This window comes from Cupriavidus sp. 05L310, from assembly GCF_056398185.1.
Genome location: NZ_JBFTOX010000034.1, coordinates 1 through 16,819, shown reverse-complemented (window position 1 = coordinate 16,819; position 16,819 = coordinate 1). Strand labels below are relative to the sequence as shown.

Annotated in this window: 19 protein-coding genes and 1 pseudogene; 12 read left to right on the top strand and 8 right to left on the bottom strand. The window is 68.7% G+C overall.

The genetic code is table 11. The features are described 5' to 3' along the window. Positions 1 to 177 precede the first annotated feature (177 nt). The 7 genes from mdcA to mdcH are packed head-to-tail and all read left to right on the top strand — an operon-like array spanning position 178 to position 6,351. Positions 178 to 1,836 (top strand): malonate decarboxylase subunit alpha, encoded by a 1,659-nt coding sequence (mdcA, locus tag AC1DS6_RS23920; protein ID WP_477103297.1) that lies wholly within the window; start codon positions 178 to 180, stop codon positions 1,834 to 1,836. Then, complete coding sequence (locus AC1DS6_RS23915) at positions 1,836 to 2,744, top strand: triphosphoribosyl-dephospho-CoA synthase (protein WP_477103296.1); 909 nt, start codon at positions 1,836 to 1,838, stop codon at positions 2,742 to 2,744. Before mdcA ends, AC1DS6_RS23915 begins: the two co-directional genes overlap by 1 nt. Further along, a complete protein-coding gene (locus AC1DS6_RS23910) occupies positions 2,744 to 3,058 on the top strand; it encodes a malonate decarboxylase subunit delta (protein WP_441636651.1) in 315 nt (104 codons plus the stop codon). Before AC1DS6_RS23915 ends, AC1DS6_RS23910 begins: the two co-directional genes overlap by 1 nt. Further along, positions 3,055 to 3,906 carry a biotin-independent malonate decarboxylase subunit beta gene (locus tag AC1DS6_RS23905; RefSeq protein WP_441636653.1) on the top strand — a complete coding sequence of 284 codons (852 nt, stop codon included), beginning with the start codon at positions 3,055 to 3,057 and terminating at the stop codon, positions 3,904 to 3,906. Before AC1DS6_RS23910 ends, AC1DS6_RS23905 begins: the two co-directional genes overlap by 4 nt. After that, positions 3,903 to 4,733: a biotin-independent malonate decarboxylase subunit gamma gene (gene mdcE / locus AC1DS6_RS23900; protein WP_477103295.1), complete on the top strand. Its 831-nt coding sequence runs from the start codon at positions 3,903 to 3,905 to the stop codon at positions 4,731 to 4,733. Before AC1DS6_RS23905 ends, mdcE begins: the two co-directional genes overlap by 4 nt. Positions 4,734 to 4,765: 32 nt before the next feature. Continuing rightward, positions 4,766 to 5,416, top strand: a complete 651-nt coding sequence (locus tag AC1DS6_RS23895) for a malonate decarboxylase holo-ACP synthase (RefSeq protein ID WP_477103294.1) — start codon at positions 4,766 to 4,768, stop codon at positions 5,414 to 5,416. After that, positions 5,413 to 6,351 (top strand): malonate decarboxylase subunit epsilon, encoded by a 939-nt coding sequence (gene mdcH / locus AC1DS6_RS23890; protein WP_441636671.1) that lies wholly within the window; start codon positions 5,413 to 5,415, stop codon positions 6,349 to 6,351. The genes AC1DS6_RS23895 and mdcH overlap by 4 nt, the downstream gene beginning before the upstream one ends. Before the next feature lie 9 nt (positions 6,352 to 6,360). On the opposite strand, the gene AC1DS6_RS23885 is transcribed toward mdcH, so the two are convergent. Continuing rightward, positions 6,361 to 6,831 carry an Lrp/AsnC family transcriptional regulator gene (locus AC1DS6_RS23885; protein WP_006158020.1) on the bottom strand — a complete coding sequence of 157 codons (471 nt, stop codon included), beginning with the start codon at positions 6,829 to 6,831 and terminating at the stop codon, positions 6,361 to 6,363. A gap of 161 nt (positions 6,832 to 6,992) precedes the next feature. Here AC1DS6_RS23885 and AC1DS6_RS23880 point away from each other — a divergent pair, with 161 nt between their 5' ends. Both AC1DS6_RS23880 and AC1DS6_RS23875 read left to right on the top strand, forming a co-directional pair. Further along, positions 6,993 to 7,904 carry a DMT family transporter gene (locus AC1DS6_RS23880; RefSeq protein ID WP_035869461.1) on the top strand — a complete coding sequence of 304 codons (912 nt, stop codon included), beginning with the start codon at positions 6,993 to 6,995 and terminating at the stop codon, positions 7,902 to 7,904. Positions 7,905 to 8,005: 101 nt separating this feature from the next. Continuing rightward, positions 8,006 to 8,386 carry a hypothetical protein gene (locus tag AC1DS6_RS23875; RefSeq protein WP_035869463.1) on the top strand — a complete coding sequence of 127 codons (381 nt, stop codon included), beginning with the start codon at positions 8,006 to 8,008 and terminating at the stop codon, positions 8,384 to 8,386. 51 nt (positions 8,387 to 8,437) lie between these two features. Here the strand turns inward: AC1DS6_RS23875 and AC1DS6_RS23870 are convergent, their stop codons facing one another. The 3 genes from AC1DS6_RS23870 to AC1DS6_RS23860 form a co-directional block, all read right to left on the bottom strand. Then, positions 8,438 to 9,466 (bottom strand): DUF6352 family protein, encoded by a 1,029-nt coding sequence (locus AC1DS6_RS23870; protein WP_441636659.1) that lies wholly within the window; start codon positions 9,464 to 9,466, stop codon positions 8,438 to 8,440. Positions 9,467 to 9,524: 58 nt separating this feature from the next. Continuing rightward, a complete protein-coding gene (locus tag AC1DS6_RS23865; RefSeq protein ID WP_477103293.1) occupies positions 9,525 to 10,760 on the bottom strand; it encodes an aminotransferase-like domain-containing protein in 1,236 nt (411 codons plus the stop codon). 102 nt (positions 10,761 to 10,862) lie between these two features. Then, a complete protein-coding gene (locus tag AC1DS6_RS23860; RefSeq protein ID WP_276290381.1) occupies positions 10,863 to 11,813 on the bottom strand; it encodes a Bug family tripartite tricarboxylate transporter substrate binding protein in 951 nt (316 codons plus the stop codon). Positions 11,814 to 12,077: 264 nt separating this feature from the next. On the opposite strand from AC1DS6_RS23860, the gene AC1DS6_RS23855 reads away from it, so the two are divergent. Beyond that, positions 12,078 to 13,025, top strand: a complete 948-nt coding sequence (locus tag AC1DS6_RS23855) for a LysR substrate-binding domain-containing protein (RefSeq protein ID WP_441636663.1) — start codon at positions 12,078 to 12,080, stop codon at positions 13,023 to 13,025. Positions 13,026 to 13,129: 104 nt separating this feature from the next. Further along, on the top strand, positions 13,130 to 13,351 hold the full coding sequence (locus AC1DS6_RS23850; protein WP_441636665.1) for a hypothetical protein: 222 nt from the start codon (positions 13,130 to 13,132) through the stop codon (positions 13,349 to 13,351). Positions 13,352 to 13,552: 201 nt separating this feature from the next. Here the strand turns inward: AC1DS6_RS23850 and AC1DS6_RS23845 are convergent, their stop codons facing one another. After that, positions 13,553 to 13,972, bottom strand: a complete 420-nt coding sequence (locus AC1DS6_RS23845; RefSeq protein ID WP_441636667.1) for a carboxymuconolactone decarboxylase family protein — start codon at positions 13,970 to 13,972, stop codon at positions 13,553 to 13,555. 81 nt (positions 13,973 to 14,053) lie between these two features. Further along, positions 14,054 to 14,197, bottom strand: coding sequence for a hypothetical protein (locus tag AC1DS6_RS23840; RefSeq protein WP_441636669.1), 144 nt, complete (start codon positions 14,195 to 14,197; stop codon positions 14,054 to 14,056). Positions 14,198 to 14,473: 276 nt separating this feature from the next. On the opposite strand from AC1DS6_RS23840, the gene AC1DS6_RS23835 reads away from it, so the two are divergent. Beyond that, a complete protein-coding gene (locus AC1DS6_RS23835) occupies positions 14,474 to 14,911 on the top strand; it encodes a universal stress protein (RefSeq protein ID WP_045237308.1) in 438 nt (145 codons plus the stop codon). A gap of 412 nt (positions 14,912 to 15,323) precedes the next feature. Here the strand turns inward: AC1DS6_RS23835 and AC1DS6_RS23830 are convergent, their stop codons facing one another. Together AC1DS6_RS23830 and AC1DS6_RS23825 are read right to left on the bottom strand one after the other, a co-directional pair. Next, positions 15,324 to 16,367, bottom strand: coding sequence for a serine/threonine protein kinase (locus AC1DS6_RS23830; protein ID WP_477103292.1), 1,044 nt, complete (start codon positions 16,365 to 16,367; stop codon positions 15,324 to 15,326). Positions 16,368 to 16,391: 24 nt separating this feature from the next. Further along, positions 16,392 to 16,819: pseudogene (locus AC1DS6_RS23825) on the bottom strand (DEAD/DEAH box helicase); the annotation flags it as partial.

Below are 16,819 nucleotides of genomic sequence, written 5' to 3'. Positions count from 1 at the left end.
GGCATTTGCCCGCCGCGCAGCGGCGTTCGGTCCGCACGCAGTGCGAGTGACCGGCTTGCATGTCGTGCCGCCAACACTTACACCTAGAGTAACGATGCCGCGGGCAGCGTCATTGCTTGCGCCGCACGCCGTGCGTATCTTGGTGCCATCACCCGCATCAAGCACACCGGAGACGCGATGCCGAACCCAGCCACGGACAGACAGTGGGACACCCGCCGCACGGAGAAGCGCCGCCGCCTTGCCCGCGGCGCCGCCTTTGCCAGCGGCCGCGTCGTGCCCACCGCCGACATCATCCCTTTTCTCGAAGCCATCACCGCGCCGGGCGACCGCGTGGTGCTGGAGGGCAACAACCAGAAGCAGGCCGATTTCCTCTCGCGCTCGCTGGCCGGGGTGGACCCGGCCAAGGTGCACGGACTGCACATGATCATCCCGAGCGTGAGCCGGGTGGAACACCTCGACCTGTTCGAGCGAGGCATCGCCAGGAAGCTGGACTTTGCCTTTGCCGGCGCGCAGAGCCTGCGCATCTCGCAGTTCCTGGAAGACGGGCAACTGGAAGTCGGCGCCATCCACACGTACATTGAGCTGTACGCGCGGCTCTATGTGGACCTGACGCCGAACATCGTGCTGATCGCCGGCTACAAGGCCGACCGCGACGGCAACCTCTACACCGGCGCCAGCACCGAGGACACGCCGGCGCTGGTGGAGGCCGCCACCTTCCGCGACGGTATCGTGGTGGCCCAGGTCAACGAGATCGTGGACGACCCCGCCGGCCTGCCCCGCGTGGATATCCCCGGCTCGTGGATCGACTACGTGGTGCAGGCGGACAAGCCCTTCTTCTGCGAGCCGCTGTTCACGCGCGATCCGCGCCTGATCAAGCCGGTGCACGTGCTGATGGCGATGATGGCGATCCGCGGCGTGTACGAGCGCCACCAGGTGCAATCGCTCAACCACGGCATCGGCTTCAATACCGCGGCCATCGAACTGATCCTGCCAACCTACGGCGAGTCGCTCGGACTCAAGGGCAAGATTTGCAAGTACTGGACGCTGAACCCGCACCCCACGCTGATTCCCGCCATCGAATCCGGCTGGGTGGAAAGCGTGCACAGCTTCGGCAGCGAACTCGGCATGGAGAACTACGTGGCCGCGCGGCCCGATGTGTTTTTCACCGGCGCCGATGGATCGATGCGCTCCAACCGCGCCTTCTGCCAGCTTGCCGGGCAGTATGCGGTGGACCTGTTCATCGGCTCCACCCTGCAGATCGACGGCGACGGCCATTCCTCCACGGTCACACGCGGCCGCTTGTCCGGCTTTGGCGGCGCGCCAAACATGGGCCACAACCCCGGCGGGCGGCGTCATCCCACGCCCGCCTGGCTGGACCTGATCGAGACCGACGATCCGCTGGCGCGCGGCCGCAAGCTGGTGGTGCAGATGGTGGAGACCTTCCAGGCCGGCGGCAAGCCGACCTTCGTCGAATCGCTCGACGCGGTGCAGGTGGCGAAGGACAGCGGCATGCCGCTGGCGCCGGTGATGATCTACGGCGACGACGTAACCCATGTACTGACCGAGGAAGGCATCGCGTATCTCTACAAGGCGCGCTCGCTGGAGGAACGCCGCGCCATGCTGGCGGCGGTCGCCGGCGTGACGCCGATCGGACTGCGCCACGACCCCGCCACTACGCGCCGCATGCGCAGCGACGGCCTGATTGCGCTGCCGGAGGATCTCGGCGTGCAACGCAGCCAGGCAACCCGTTCGCTGCTCGCGGCAAAGAGCATGGCCGACCTGGTCGACTGGTCGGGCGGGCTGTACGAGCCGCCCGCACGGTTCCGGAGCTGGTGATGGCGAGCCCCGCATGGCTCGCCGGGCCGGGCATCGATGGCGCCTTCGAACCGGAGGCGATTGCGCTGGCGGATCTCGCCGTGAGCGCGCTGATCGACGAGGCCGCGCTGTCGCCCAAGCCCGGGCTGGTCGATGGCCGCGGCAATGGCGCGCATGCCGATCTCAACCTGGACCTGATGCGCGTCTCGGCGCGCGCGCTGCACCCCGCCTTCGCCGAAATGGCGGCAGCGGGCATGCGCGCCGCCCGGCCCGGCGTGGCGCTGCGCGAGCGGCTGGGCGCGCTCGGCCGGGACGCCGAGGCCGCCATGATGCGCGCCACCGGCGGCATCAACACGCATCGCGGCGCGATCTGGAGCCTGGGCCTGCTGGTGGGCGCGGCTGGCCTGCACCGGGATACGCGCAGTGCGCACGGCGTGGCACGGACCGCCGGCGCCATCGCGCGCCTGCCCGACCGCCATCGCCCCGCGCACACCGGCAACAAGGGCGAACGCGCGTGCATCGACTACGGCGTCAGCGGCGCGCGCGGCCAGGCGCAGGCAGGCTTCCCGCATGTACTACGCGCCGGCCTGCCTGAGCTGCGGCGCAGCCGCGCGCGCGGCGACGCGGAGCCCAGCGCGCGCGTCAACGCGCTGCTGGCGATCATGCGCCGCCTCGACGATACCTGCGTGCTGGCCCGCGCCGGCCGCGAAGGGCTTGCGCTGATGCAGGAAGGCGCCAGCCAGGTGCTCGCGGCAGGCGGCATCGCCACGCTGGCCGGACGCCGCCTGCTGCGCCGCCTGGAAGCCGGCATGCTGGCCTGCAACGCCTCGCCCGGCGGCGCGGCCGATCTGCTCGCCGCCACTTTTTTCCTGGACCGGTTGCCATCCGCGACACCGCCGGTACATTGCCCCGTGCAAGGAGACAACTAATGGAACAGCTCCAGTTCGAATATCCCGCCGGTGCGCCGGCAAGCCAGCGCGTGCTGGTAGGCGTGGTCGGCTCCGGCGACCTTGAAGTGATGGTCGAGCCCGGTACGTCCGGCACCACCACCATCCATGTCACCACGTCGGTGGACGGCTACGGCAAGGTCTGGGACGCGCAGCTCTCGCGCGTGTTCAGCGCCGAACCGCGCGCCGCCATGCGTATCCGCATCCACGATTTCGGCGCCACGCCGGGGGTGGTGGGCATGCGGCTGGCGGAAGCCTTCGAAGCGCTCGGCACCGATGGCGGGGAGCAATCATGAACCACGCATCGCTACTGACGCGCGAGAGCTTTGTCGAGCTGGGCGCACGCGCAAGGGCGCATGCGCTGCTCGATCCCGGCAGCTTCCGCGAACTGGCGGGCCCGTTCGATCGACTGGTCTCGCCGTGGCTGGAACGCCAGGGCGTAGTGCCGCAGGCCGACGACGGCGTTGTGGTGGCCAAGGGCCGCATCGGCGGACAGCCCACCGTGGTCCTCGCCATCGAGGGCGCGTTCCAGGGCGGCAGCCTGGGCGAAGTGGGCGGCGCCAAGATCGCCGGTGCGCTGGAACTGGCCGCGCAGGACAACCGCCGCGGCGTGCCCACGCGCGCCGTGATTTTGTTCGAGACCGGCGGTGTGCGGCTGCAGGAAGCCAATCTGGGACTGGCCGCCATCGCCGACATCCACGCGGCCATCGTCGACCTGCGCCGCTACCAGCCGGTGGTGGGCGTGATCGCCGGGACGGTGGGCTGCTTCGGCGGCATGTCGATCGCGGCGGGGCTGTGCAGCTACCTGGTGGTGACGCGCGAAGCGCGGCTGGGCCTCAACGGCCCGCAGGTGATCGAGCAGGAAGCGGGCGTCGCTGAATACGATTCGCGCGACCGGCCGTTTATCTGGAGCTTTACCGGCGGCGAGCAGCGCATCGCCACCGGCCTGGCCGACCGCTACGTCGACGACGACAGCGATGCCATCCGTGCCGCCGTGCAAGCGCTATTGGCAGGCGGCGTGCCGGCCGCGCACCGCAGCGAACGCTACGCGCACTACCTGCAATGCCTGGCCGAATACGATCCGGCGCGCCAGCCGGAGCCGGAGACCGTCCGCGCCATCTACGCACCAGGAGCAAAGTCATGAGTACAAGCACGAGTACAGCAAGCGCCCCAGGCCGCGGCGAAACCTGGCTCGCGGCGCTGACCCGCAACGCCCCGCGCCGCCCCGGCTATCCCGCCACCGTGCAGGTTGCCGACGCGGAGCTTGGCGGTCGGCCGGCACGCTTTATCGCGGTGGTGCCCGACGCTGCCAACGCCTACCCGCGCGTGCGCGGCGGCGAGGTGGGCCTGCTCGAAGGCTGGTCGCTCGCGCAGGCGGTGCATGAAGCCGTGCAGGCCGACCGCGACGCCGCGATCAGGCGGCCCATTGTCGCCATCGTCGATACGCCCAGCCAGGCCTATGGCCGGCGCGAGGAAGCCTTCGGCATCCACCAGGCCCTGGCCGGCGCGGCCGGCGCCTACGCCACGGCGCGGCTGCAAGGGCATCCCGTGATCGCGCTGCTGGTCGGGCGCGCCATGTCCGGCGCCTTCCTGGCGCACGGCTACCAGGCCAATCGCCTGATCGCGCTGGACGATGCCGGCGTGGAAGTGCACGCGATGGGCAAGCAGGCCGCCGCCCGCATCACCATGCGCAGCGTGGAGGACCTGGAGAGCTTTGCCGCCAGCGTGCCGCCGATGGCGTACGACATCGGCAACTACGCCACGCTGGGGCTGCTGTGGAAAATGATCGGCGTGAAACACGCCGCGCAGCCGGATGCTGCCGATCTCGACGCCGTGCAGGGCGCGCTGCTGGCGGCGCTGGCCGATATCCAGGCCGACCCGCAGCCCGATCTGCGCAGCCGCCTCGGCGGGCAAAACCGGCAGGCTTCCGGCCGCGTGCGCGAAGTACTCGCGCAGCAGTGGCAGGACTGAAGCCATGGCATGCCGCGCCGCAGGGCAATGACATGACCGCACGCACGCTGCTGCCACACGACCTGCTGTGGCTCACCGACCCGCAGGCCTTCGCCGGTGCCAATGCGCTGCCTGCCTGGGCGACGGTCGAATGGCTGGCGCGTGCGCCGCTTGTCGTGCGGCGCGACCGCCTTGACGGTGCCCGCGTCCCGGTCGGGCTGCGCGGCACCACGCGCGCGCAGCGCCACGCGGCGTGGCTGCCCGATACGCAAGTGGCGCGCGTGGTGACGCCGGGCATGATCGCGCGGCAGGCGCGCTGGCGGGACCATCCACGCCGCCGGGAATTGCCGGCGCTGGCCGCGCTCGCTCGCGTGGCGCCGCTGCTGGACGATGCGCAGGTGAACTGGGGCGTGACGGGCGGAACCGGCTTCACGCTCGCCTCCGGCATCGATGTGCTGCATGCCGGCAGCGATCTCGATCTGCTCGTCACCGCCACCGTGCCGCTTGCCACGGGCACCGAACGGGCGCTCGCCGCCCTGCTCGACGCTACCGATGTCCGCATCGATATCCAGGTGTCCACGCCCTTCGGCGCCTTTGCGCTGCGCGAACGCGCACGCACGGGAGGCCGCGTGCTGCTCAAGACGGCGAACGGTCCCGTCATGAGCAACGATCCATGGCACCCCCTGATTTGCAGCACGCCATGAGCACGCTGTTCACCTTCCCCGGCCAGGGCGCCCAGCGTCCCGGCATGCTGCACGCGCTGCCCGCTCATCCGGCGGTGCGCGCCGCGCTCGACGAAGCCAGCGACGCACTCGGGCGCGATGCGCTCGCGCTCGACAGTGCGGCCGAACTCGCCTCCACCGTGGCCGTGCAGCTCAGCCTGCTGATCGCCGGCGTGGCGATGGCGCGCTGCCTGCTTGCCGAGGGCGCCAAACCCGATGCGGTGGCAGGCCTGTCGATCGGCGCCTACCCGGCCGCGGTGTGCGCGGGCGTGCTGGACTATGCTGATGCGCTCAGGCTGGTGGCGCTGCGCGGCCAACTGATGGAGCAGGCATATCCGGACGGCTATGGCATGACGGCGATCCTGGGCATGGAACTTGGCCCGCTGGAGCGCGTGATCGCGCAGGTGCACGGGCCGGGATCGCCGGTCTACCTGGCCAACCTCAATGCGCCCGCCCAGTTCGTGATCGCGGGTGCCGCACCGGCCATGGCGCGCGTCGCGGAACTGGCGCTGGACAGCGGCGCGCATGCGGCCAAACCCATCGCCATCAGCGTGCCTTCGCACTGCGCCCTGCTCGACGGCGCGGCGCACGCGCTCGTTCATGCCTTCGCCGACGTGCGCCTCGACCGGCCGCGCCTGCGCTACTTCAGCGCCAGCGCGGCGCGCGAGTTGCGCGACCCCGCCCGCATCGGCGCCGACCTGGCGCGCAACCTCGCCGTGCCCGTTCGCTGGCACGAGACCATGCTGCTGGCGCGCGAATGCGGCGTGCGCCTGGCGGTGGAAATGCCGCCCGGCAATGTGCTGACGCGGCTGGCCGCGCCCCTGCTGTCCGACGGCATCGCCGTGGCCTGTGCCGACACGCGCATCGACAGCGTGGTGGCGCTCACGGCGCGCGAAGCGCTGCGGGCGTCCTCCTGAGCCAGCGCCTCAGCCCAGCGGCAATGCCGTGCTGTACAGCACCTGCTTGAGCGCAAAACTCGAACGGATGCTGGACACACCGGGGATGCGCGTGATCTGGTCGATGATCAGCCGCTCCAGCGCTTCCACGTCGGCCACCACCACGCGCAGCAGGTAATCGGCATCGCCCGACATCAGGTAGCACTCCATCACCTGCGGCAAGGTGGTGATACGCCGCTCGAAGGCATCGAGCGTTTCGCGGCGCTGCTTGTCCAGCGAGATCTGGATGAACACCACCACCTTCAGGCCGAGCCGGCGCGCATCCAGCAGCGTCACCCGGCGCGAGATCACGCCCTGTTTTTCCAGCTGCTTGACCCGCGCCAGGCACGGCGAGGGCGACAGGCTGACGCGGCTGGCCAGCTCCACATTGGTCAGGCTGGCATCTCGCTGCAGCTCGTTGAGAATCCGGATATCCGTGGCGTCCAGGTCAATGTCCAGCACGTTGCGCTCCCGCTTTTTCGAATAGCAGCATTCTATGCCGCAGCGAGCGGGATTTGCAGTTGGCTTCGGTTTATGCTGCGGCGCAATAGACCGTAGACTTTCCAGCCTCCCCCACCCATCCGCGGCGGCGGGGCAATCTGGTCACGGAATCGAGTAGAAGCATGCAAGCACAACAAGGATGGCGCCGGTTTATTCCCCTCGCCTGCGCCGTGGCGATCTGGGGCGGCAACTGGCCGGTCATGAAGCTGGGCCTGACCCACGTCAGCCCGCTGTGGTTTGCCGCCGCGCGCTTTGTCTCGGCCGCCGCGATCAGCTTCCTGGTGCTGGGCGCCCTGCGCCGGCTGCGGCTGCCGACGCGGCAGGAGTGGCCGCTGGTGATCGGCGTGGGCCTGCTGCAGATGGCGGCCTTCACCGCGCTGGCGCTGTGGGCGCTGCAGTACGTGCCGCCGGGCCGCGCCTCGGTGATTGCCTATGCCACCTCGGTCTGGGTGATTCCGCTGTCGTCGCTGGTGCTCAAGGAGCGGCTGTCGCGCCCGCAATGGATCGCCACCGGCCTGAGCTATGCCGGTATCGCGCTGATGATCGCGCCGGCGCTGCGCGACTGGCAGCTGCATACCGCCGTGGGCCTGGTGATGCTGCTCGGCGCGTCGCTGGCCTGGTCGCTCAGCATCATCCAGTTGCGCGCGAACCGCGCGGTGCGGCTGGGCGCCGACATGATCCCGTGGGAGACCGCGGTCGCCTCGGTGCCGCTGGTGCTGCTGGCCCTGCTGCGCGACGGCGCGCCGCACTTCCTGTCGATGCCCGAGATCTGGCCGCTGCTGTTCTATACCGGGCCGCTGGCCACCGCGCTGACCTTTATCGTGGTGCTCAACATGACGCAGACCCTGCCGCCCGCCGCGACCTCGATCGCCATGCTGTGCGTGCCGGTGATCGGGCTGGTGGTGTCGGCGGTGGCGTTCCAGGAGCGCATCTCGGCGGATCTCTCGGCCGGGCTCGCGCTGATCGCGCTGGGCGTGGCAACCTCCGCACTGGCGCCCTGGCTGGGGCGGCGCCTGCCGTGGCGCAGCGCTTGATTTCCACCGGAGTTACAAGAAGACACAGTTGTATTGGCCCGCTAATACCTGACAACGGCGCGCCGCATTACAGTGGCGGCAACTACTAACCGGAGTCACCCGTGCGGAAACTTGCCACCCTTTGCGCCTTTGCCGCTGTCGCGGGCCTTGCTTCAGGCGCGGCCTTCGCGCGCGTGGACGTGGACATCGGCATCGGCCTGCCCGGCCCGGTGTTCGTCGCCCCTGCTCCGGTCTATCAGGCGGCTCCCGTCTACCAGCCGGCCCCGGTCTACCGCGCCGCGCCGGTCTACGAAGCAGCCCCGGTATATGTCGCGCCCCAGCCGGTCGTGGTGGCGGGACCTGGCTACTACGGTCCCAGATACTATGGCCGCGGCGAGCGCGAGTGGCGTGAACGCGAATGGCGCGAGCAGCGCTGGCGCGAACGCGAGCGCCATGAGCATGAGCACGAATGGCGCGACCGTGATCGCGACTGGCGCCGCTGATGGCGAGGACATGGCTGCTTCTGCTGGCACTGCTGCTATTGCGGCAAGTGCCTACGACACCGAGGCCAGCGGCAGATTCAGCAGCAGATTCTGCGGCTTCATCCTGAAGACGCCGGCCTCGTTCATCGCCGCGGCCAGATAGACCGGGCGGCCGGCAACGTCCGGCCTGACCACGGACGGATCGGCAAAATCCAGCCGGAACAGCGACAGGATGCGCCGTTGCCGCTCCGGCTCCAGTTCCTCCCCCCGGTACAGATCGTTGAGGATCTGCGTGGCCTGCGCGTCCAGCCCGATGTGCCAGGCCCAGTGCCGGTCCTCGATCGCGCTCAAGGGCATCACCGTCACTTCCACCCCGAAGAAGTGCCGCACCCACCGTGCGAGCACGCGACTGAACGCCCCGAGCGCCGCGCTGCCGCTGGCGAAGCGGATCACGGTGTCGCGGCGTTCGTTGCGGGTCCAGTAAGCCGGGGCGTTGTCGCGATCCAGCACATCCAGTTCGACCTTGCGCGCGGGAATCTGCGCTTGCGCCAGCAAGCGTCCCAGTTCGCCGTAGACGCTCCCCGATGCGTGCAGTTCGACCGTTTCGGCATCGGCCAGCATGACCGCGCCCTCCTGCAACGACACTTTTTGCGCGCGGGAGAACAGTTCCGCCGCGCGCCATTCCATCGGGTCGGGGTTGTCATGCAGGATGCCGTGCACGATCAGGTGCGCGAGCTGGTCGATAAAGACCGGCGGTACGGTCACGTTGCCCTGGCGAAAGATATCCAGGTAAGCCGCCTCGACGGTGGGCGCCGCTAACAGGCGCTCGCGCATGGCCAGCACCACGCCGTAGTTCTCGCGCGCATCGGCGTCCTGCAGCGCGGCAATCTCCCCGGCGGCCACCGGCCGCCGGGGATCCGCGATCAGCGCCGCGTGCAGCGCGCGCTCGGCGTCGCACGACGCCTCCACCGGCGCCACTTCGGGACGGCGCCACCACGTACGTAGCAAGTGATCGCCGGGGAGCAACTTGCCGTCGCTGTCGCGGGCGGCGGGGTCGAAACCGGAATGGGGCCAGGCGTCGCGAGGCCAGGAAGCGGGCATGGTGAGCGGGGATACCGGGGCTGGAAGATCGCCCCAGTATCCCATAGGCGGAACCGGCTCAGCCCGCCGCGCCGCCCTGGCTGGCGCGCACCGCTTGCGCCAGCCGTTCCACGCCTTGCACGATCTGCTCATCCGAAGCCGTGGCGAACGACAGCCGCAGCGCGCCCGAGCGCTGCCCGTCCACGCTGAAACTGGCGCCCGGCACATACATCACCCGCGCCGCGATGGCATGCGGCAGCAGGCTCGCCGCATCGGCCACGCCTTCGATCTCGCACCACAGGAACATGCCGCCCTGCGGGGTTTCGCCGCGCAGCGCGGGGCCAAAGGCATCGGCCAGCGCCCGCACCATCAGGTCGCGCTTGTGGCGGTACAGGTCGATGATGCGCGCGGTCTGCCGGGCCAGCAGGCCATCGGCCAGGCAGGTGGCCATCGCCAGTTGCAGCCACGGCGACGTGCAGAGATCGGACACTTGCTTGGCGATCACGGCACGCCGCAGGATCTCGGCGGGCCCCGCCATCCAGCCCAGCCGGAGCCCGGGCGCCATGGTCTTGGAAAAACTGCCGAGGTAAATCACCCAGGGCGTCAGCGCGGGGTCTTGCGCGGCCAGCGACAACAGCGATGGCAGCGGCTCGCCGTCGAAACGCAGGCTGCCGTAGGGATCGTCCTCCACCACCACGATGCGATGCTGCGCGGCGAGCGCCAGCAGCGCGCGGCGGCGCTCCAGCGCCAACGTGCGGCCGCTCGGGTTGGCAAAAGTGGGCACCAGGTAAAGCAGCCGTGGCCGCTCCTCGTCACGGCAGTCAGCCAGCATGGCGGCAAGGGTCTGCACGCACACCCCGTCCTGGTCGGACGGGATGCCGCGCACCGCGGCGCCGGCCAGCCGCAGCGCCTGCACGGCGGCGGGATAGGTCGGCGTCTCCACCCACACCGGCGTACCGGGCGCGACGAAGGCCTGCACCAGCAACTCGAACCCTTGCTGCGAGCCCGATGTCACCACGATCTGTTCGGGCGGCAGGGGGGCGCCGCGCCCGGCCATCAATGCCGACAACTCGCGACGCAGCGCCGGCATGCCTTCGGTCGGCCCGTATTGCAGGCATTGTGCCGGGTCGCTGGCCATGACCCTGGCCGCGGCGTCCTGCAACGCGCCGGCATCGAAGCTGGCCGGGGAGGGATAGCCGCCGGCGAAGGAGATCATGCCCGGCAGGCTCATATAGGGAAACAGTTCGCGGATGGGCGAGCCCTGCGGCTCCCGCATGGCGGGCGCGAAGGCGTACGGATGGACTGGCGTGCTCATGGGATGCTGGCGGAGAGAGGCAAAGGCGGGGCTGCGCGGCGTACTGCGAGAAATCTGGCCGGCCCCGCGCGGCAGCATGCGCGGGGCTGGCGTCGGCCGCGCTCAGTCGACCGTGGCGCCGGACAGCTTGACGATCTCGCCCCACTTGCGGCGGTCGTTGCGGACCAGCTCGGCGAATGCCTCGGGCGTGTTCGGCGCCAGTTCGGCGCCCTGCTCGCGCAGCTTGGCCTGGATGGCCGGATCGCTGGTGGCGCGTGCCAGGTCGCGGCTGATCTTCTGCGCCAGCGCGGCGGGCAGGCCCTTGGGGGCGAACAGCCCGAACCACGGGCTGGCGTCGAAGCCCTCGACCGGACCGGCCGCCGCCACGGTAGGCACATTGGGCAGCGCCGCCGAACGGCCGGCGGAGGTCACGGCCAGCGCCTTGAGCTTGCCCGAGCGGACGAACTGGATCGACGCCGGCAGGTTGTCGAACATCACGTCCACGCTGCCGCCCATCAGGTCGGCCAGCGCCGGGCTGCTGCCCTTGTAGGCAACGTGGCTCATCTGCGTGCCGGTCATGCGCTGGAACAACTCGCCGGCCAGGTGGGTCGAGGTGCCATTACCTGCCGAAGCCATGTTCACCTTGCCGGGATTGGCCTTCAGGTAGGTGATGAACTCCGCCAGCGTCTGCACGCGGGCGCGCTCGGCGAACGCCGGCGAAACCACCACTACATTGGGCACCTTGGCGACCAGCGATACCGGCGTGAAATCCGCCGCGGCGTCATAGGGCAGCTTCTTGTACAGCGTGGGATTGATGCCGAACTCGCCGACCGAACCCATCAGCAGCGTATAGCCGTCGGCCGGCGACTTGGCCGCCACGCCGGTGCCCACGATGCCGCCCGCGCCGGGACGGTTGTCCACCAGCACCGGCTGCTTCCACATCGCGGTGAGCTGGTCGCCGATCATGCGCGCCACCATGTCAGTGGTGCCGCCGGCCGGGTACGGCACGATGATGCGCACCGGCTTGTTGGGGAATTCTTCCGCGCTGGCCGTGGCCGCCGCGAGCAGGCCCATTGAAATGCCGCAATGGCCGATGATGCGAAGCAGTCGATTCATGCCGGTCTCCTCGTTTCCTTATGGTTGTGATGTCCCCTCTCGTGGTCCGTCTCTCGGGGGGCGGGGGACGCGGGAACCCAGGACGCTGGGTTCCCGGAGATCGGCATTTTTAGTCATCAACTTTTTTACATCAAGCGAGATTTACGCATAGGATGATGACTTTTTTACATCAAGTTGCAGAACCCATTCCCGCCAGGGGATTCCCACCAACGCATTGAGACCATGAGCGCCTCCCGCATTCCCAGCCTGAGCAGCCTGCGCGCCTTCGAAGCCGCCGCCCGCCACCAGAACCTGCGCCGCGCCGCGGCGGAGCTATGCCTGAGCGAGAGCGCCGTCTCGCGCCAGATCGCCACGCTGGAGAGCCAGCTCGGCGTGGCGCTGTTCCATCGAGCCAACCAGCGCGTCAGCCTCACCCCGGCCGGTTCCCTGTACGGCTACCAGGTGCGGGAAAGCCTGCAGAAGCTGCAGCGCGATACGCTGGACATCATGGCGCACGAGGGCGCGGGCGGCATCGTGGAACTGGCGTGCGTGCCGACACTGGCGGTGGAATGGCTGATTCCCCGGCTGCCCGCGTTCTATGCGCAGCATCCGCAGGTGGTGGTCAATTTCAGCGCGCAGGCGGATGTATTCCTGTTCGATGGCACGCCCTATGACGCCACCATCCACTACGGCGAGGCCAACTACCCTGGCGGACGCGCCGATCCCCTGTTCGACGAGGAATCCGTGCCGATCTGCCATCCGGACTTCTTCGCCGGCGAGGCGCCGGTCAGCGCAGAGCGGATCGCGCAGGCGCCGCTGCTGCATCTCTCGACGCGGCGGCTCGACTGGAAGAACTGGATGGAAGCCGCAGGCGTCGGCGACGTCAACGCCATGCGCGGCACGCGCTACGACCACCATAGCATGGTGATCAGCGCCGCCCGCGCCAGGCTGGGCGTCGGCCTGGTGCCGCGTTTCCTGGTGGAGGAATACCTGGCGCTGGGCCTGCTGGTGATGCCGGTGGCGCAAGCCATGCGCTCGCAGCGCGCCTACTACCTCGTCGTGCCCGACTCGCGGCCCGTGAGCGACGCCATGTCGCGCCTGCGTACGTGGCTGCTGGCCGCGGCGCAGGATTTTGCGGCCCGCCAGGCAGAACGCCTGGAACAGCAAGCGACGATTAATCAAAAAATTTGAACATTAAATACGATACAGGGCCGCGCGCCAGATCCGTGCCAGATCTATCCTTTGTCACATGGAGACGCAACATGTTCTCCCGATTTCAACAAGACAAATAGATCATGAAAGTCACCACCGCCCGCCTGCTCCTCGCTGCCGCCATCGCCGGCACCGCCCTGCTCTCGCTGAACTCCGCCTTTGCCGCCGGCACGCACGCCGGGGACGACTACGGCTACGTGCACCGCGCCACCGACGCCTACACCAACGGCGCGCGCAAGGTCGACGCCTTCAGCGACGGCGCCCGCACGGTATTCCAGGACTATCCGTTCGGCTTCGCGGTATGAAAGGCAACGGCGGTGCGGCGCGCACCGCCCCGTCCGGGACGCACTGACAGACAGCAGGAACGCATCATGACCATCAAAGACACTGCCCTGATCCTCGCCGGATGGATTGCCGCCTGCCTGGGCAGCGGCTACCTCGTGAGTTTCGCGGCGCAGGCGCTGCAGCGCTGACAAGCCCGGCGGGCGATCGCCACCAAGCTCCCCTCATTCCTTCGCGCCAGCCGCCTCCAGTACATCCGTCAGCTTTCGGCCCGCATCGAGCGCCGCCGGAAAGCCGCAGTACACCGCGCTGTGCACCACCAGTTCGCGCAATTCCTGCGGCGTCACGCCATTGGCCAGCGCCCCGCGCAAATGCCCGGTCAGTTCCTGCGGCCGGTTGAGCGCGATCAGCATCGACACCGTGGCCAGGCTGCGCTGCTTGCGGTCGAGCCCTTCGCGCGTCCACACCGTGCCCCAGGCGAATTCCGTGACAAGTTGCTGCAGGCCGACATCGCCCTGCTGCTGCGCGGCCTCGAAAGCGCGCTGCACGTATTGCGCCCCCATGACCTCCGAACGAACCTCCCGGCCGGCTTCGAAAGCCGGTGTCTGCGTATAAGCGGTGGGATCTTGCCTGGCTTGCGTCATTTGCTGCCCTCCTTTGCCGTTTGCATGCGCACCGGCAGTCTGAACCGCGGCCGGCAACTTGTCCACGGGCCAGCCCCCCCCTCATGGACCTTGCTCGTCGGGCTCCCGCGCAAAGCCCTCCTCGCGGCGCGCGATGGCGCTGGCCAGCCCGAATTCCCTGACAAAGAGCACGATCAACGCGAGCACGGCGAGCGCGCCGATCGCCAACCGATAGTAGATCCACATGGCGGCAAGCCGGAACAACCGGTAGAGTTTTCCTATCTGCAGGGTAGGCTCCGGCACATCAAAAAGGCGCTTAGATGCCCGTGGCGCGGTGCAAAGAAGCCGTCAAAACGGCAAGGAACGACATCGCCAAAGCGCGGAAAGATGCACGCAATTTGATCTGGATCCTGGCAAGGCCGGCACGCGGGTGCCATGATGATCGCAGTGGCCGCCCCCAACACACATGCAGGCGCCGCCCCTTTCCAACAACGATTGCAGCCATACCAGGAGATAGCCGCCATGACCAACATTGTGCTCGCCACCGACGGTTCGCCCTTTGCCGACGCAGCCGCCCGCTTTATCGTCGAGGGCAAGCTGCTGCAAAGCGGCTTTACCGTGCACGTGGTCCATGTGACGCCCGAAGTCACCGGCCAGGTGCGCGCCTTCGTCAGCAAGGACACCATCGACGCCTGGCACCAGGAAGAAAGCGAGAAAGCCATGAAATCCGTAGCGGACATCCTCGCCGCCGCGGGCATCGCCTTCGAGCAGCACGCACTGCACGGCTTCGCGCCGGAACGCATCGTCGCCTATGCCGCCAGCGTGGACGCGCGCGCCATCGTCATGGGCACGCACGGACGCGGCTCATTCTTCGATGCGGTGATTGGCTCGGTAGCGGGACGCGTGCTGGCGCACGCGCCGTGCCCGGTAGTGCTGGTGAAAGCACCGGGGAAGAAGTAAGGCCCGAAAGGCCGAAGAGTCGAGGATAAAAACGCTACCGCCCGATCAAAGATTCGGTGTATCCGTGTTTGCCGCCCGAGGGGCGGCAAACACCCACCCGCGATGCGAAGCGAGCCGTCAAGGTGTACCAGGCCGTATGGGGCGCCTCGTCGGCAGGCAAAAAGAGCGGAAAAGAGGGACCCATGTTTGAGTATCGCCTTAAGGCGATGCGAGTTTGGGTCCCGGCCGCTCTTTTTGTCTGCCGACGAGGGGGGGTCGCCCCATCCGGCGCGCCTTCTTTGCCTACTTTCTTGGCAAGACAAGAAAGTAGGTCGCCGCCCCGCAGGGGTGGTGAAACTGCCTTTGACTTTAAGCCTTTAAGGCTTTAAGGCTTTAAGCCGTTGAAGTTAAGCAGTCAAACCCCCAAAACCCCTCATACCGGCCAAAGCGGCCCCTCATCCATCAAAGCCACCTGCTCCCGCAACTCCAGAATCCTATCCTGCCAATACCGCGCACTCCCAAACCACGGAAACGCCGCCGGAAAAGCAGGATCCCGCCACCGGCTCGCCAGCCAAGCGCTGTAATGCAGTAACCGCAGCGTCCGCAACGCCTCAACCAGATAAAGCTCCCGCGGCTGAAACTCCGCGAAATCCTCATACCCGGCCAGGATATCCGCCATCTGCCCCTGCATGGCGGCACGATCGCCCTCCAGCAGCATCCACAGATCCTGCACCGCCGGCCCCATGCGGCTGTCGTCGAAGTCGACGAAATGCGGCCCGGGCGGGCGCGAGCCAGCCCGGGACGCTTCGATCCACAACACATTGCCGCGATGGCAATCGCCATGCAGGCGCAGCAGCGACACATCGCCGGCGCGCTCATAGCAGCGGCGCGCCCCCTCGATGGCCAGATCGGCGACGGCCTGCCAGGCCGGGCGCAGTTCCGCCGGAATGCAGTCCTGCGCCAGCAGCCAGTCGCGCGGGGCCACGCCAAAGCTCTCCACGTCGATCGTGGGTCGCGCCTGGTAAGGGCGCGTGGCGCCGACCGCATGGATGCGGCCGATAAAGCGCCCGAGCCAGGTCAGCGTATCGGCCCGGTCCAGTTCCGGCTCGCGCCCGCCACAGCGGGGAAACACCGCAAAGCGAAAGCCGCCATGCGCCAGCAGCGTGGTGCCGTCGCGCGCGATGGCCGGCACCGCCGGAATCTCCGCCTCGGCCAGTTGCTGCACGAAGGCATGCTCTTCCAGGATGGCGGCGTCGCTCCAGCGGCCAGGCCGGTAGAACTTGACCACCACCGGCGCGCCGCCCTCGATCCCGACCTGGCAGACCCGGTTCTCGTAACTATTGAGCGCCAGCAGGCGGCCGTCGGGTTCGAAACCGGCGGCCTCCATGGCGTCGAGCATCAGGTCCGGCGTGAGGGTGGCATACGGGACGCCACCGTCATCGCCGGGAACCGGAAGGTCATGACCTGGACTGGACATTGCGCGCGGCCGCCTCGCTGTGGATCAGCGCGTGGGCTTGGCGCGCTGGCCGCCCAGCAACGCGGCTTGCGGCGCCGGACGGCGGCCGCGCGGGGCGGCATCCTGTCCGGTGCGCGGCTGCGCTGCGTGGCTGTTGCCATTGGCGCCGCCGCCGGCGCGATTGCCGTTGGCGTCGCTACCGCGGCTGCGGTTGCCGTTGCCGTTGCCGGCGGCGCGGTTGCCATCGACATCACCATTGCGATTGCCGTTGCCGGCGGCGCGGTTGCCGTTCACCTGGCCATTGCGCGGGTTGCCTTGCCCGGCAGCGGCCGGACGGCCGCTGCCCTGGCCAGCGCGCTGGCCCTGGGCCTGCGGCGCGCGGCGTTCGCCGTCGGCAGGTGCCGGGCCACGGCCTTGCGGGGCGCGGGCCGGACGCTGCTGGCGCTCGCCGGCTTCCGCCGCCGGTGCCCGGC

Excerpts from the sequence above, each read along its gene's own strand:
- mdcA (WP_477103297.1), top strand. The coding sequence starts at position 178 with ATGCCGAACCCAGCCACGGACAGACAGTGGGACACCCGCCGCACGGAG.
- AC1DS6_RS23915 (WP_477103296.1), top strand. The coding sequence starts at position 1,836 with ATGGCGAGCCCCGCATGGCTCGCCGGGCCGGGCATCGATGGCGCCTTC.
- AC1DS6_RS23910 (WP_441636651.1), top strand. The coding sequence starts at position 2,744 with ATGGAACAGCTCCAGTTCGAATATCCCGCCGGTGCGCCGGCAAGCCAG.
- AC1DS6_RS23905 (WP_441636653.1), top strand. The coding sequence starts at position 3,055 with ATGAACCACGCATCGCTACTGACGCGCGAGAGCTTTGTCGAGCTGGGC.
- mdcE (WP_477103295.1), top strand. The coding sequence starts at position 3,903 with ATGAGTACAAGCACGAGTACAGCAAGCGCCCCAGGCCGCGGCGAAACC.
- AC1DS6_RS23895 (WP_477103294.1), top strand. The coding sequence starts at position 4,766 with ATGACCGCACGCACGCTGCTGCCACACGACCTGCTGTGGCTCACCGAC.
- mdcH (WP_441636671.1), top strand. The coding sequence starts at position 5,413 with ATGAGCACGCTGTTCACCTTCCCCGGCCAGGGCGCCCAGCGTCCCGGC.
- AC1DS6_RS23880 (WP_035869461.1), top strand. The coding sequence starts at position 6,993 with ATGCAAGCACAACAAGGATGGCGCCGGTTTATTCCCCTCGCCTGCGCC.
- AC1DS6_RS23870 (WP_441636659.1), bottom strand. The coding sequence starts at position 9,466 with ATGCCCGCTTCCTGGCCTCGCGACGCCTGGCCCCATTCCGGTTTCGAC.
- AC1DS6_RS23865 (WP_477103293.1), bottom strand. The coding sequence starts at position 10,760 with ATGAGCACGCCAGTCCATCCGTACGCCTTCGCGCCCGCCATGCGGGAG.
- AC1DS6_RS23860 (WP_276290381.1), bottom strand. The coding sequence starts at position 11,813 with ATGGGCCTGCTCGCGGCGGCCACGGCCAGCGCGGAAGAATTCCCCAAC.
- AC1DS6_RS23855 (WP_441636663.1), top strand. The coding sequence starts at position 12,078 with ATGAGCGCCTCCCGCATTCCCAGCCTGAGCAGCCTGCGCGCCTTCGAA.
- AC1DS6_RS23850 (WP_441636665.1), top strand. The coding sequence starts at position 13,130 with ATGAAAGTCACCACCGCCCGCCTGCTCCTCGCTGCCGCCATCGCCGGC.
- AC1DS6_RS23845 (WP_441636667.1), bottom strand. The coding sequence starts at position 13,972 with ATGACGCAAGCCAGGCAAGATCCCACCGCTTATACGCAGACACCGGCT.
- AC1DS6_RS23840 (WP_441636669.1), bottom strand. The coding sequence starts at position 14,197 with ATGTGGATCTACTATCGGTTGGCGATCGGCGCGCTCGCCGTGCTCGCG.
- AC1DS6_RS23835 (WP_045237308.1), top strand. The coding sequence starts at position 14,474 with ATGACCAACATTGTGCTCGCCACCGACGGTTCGCCCTTTGCCGACGCA.
- AC1DS6_RS23830 (WP_477103292.1), bottom strand. The coding sequence starts at position 16,367 with ATGTCCAGTCCAGGTCATGACCTTCCGGTTCCCGGCGATGACGGTGGC.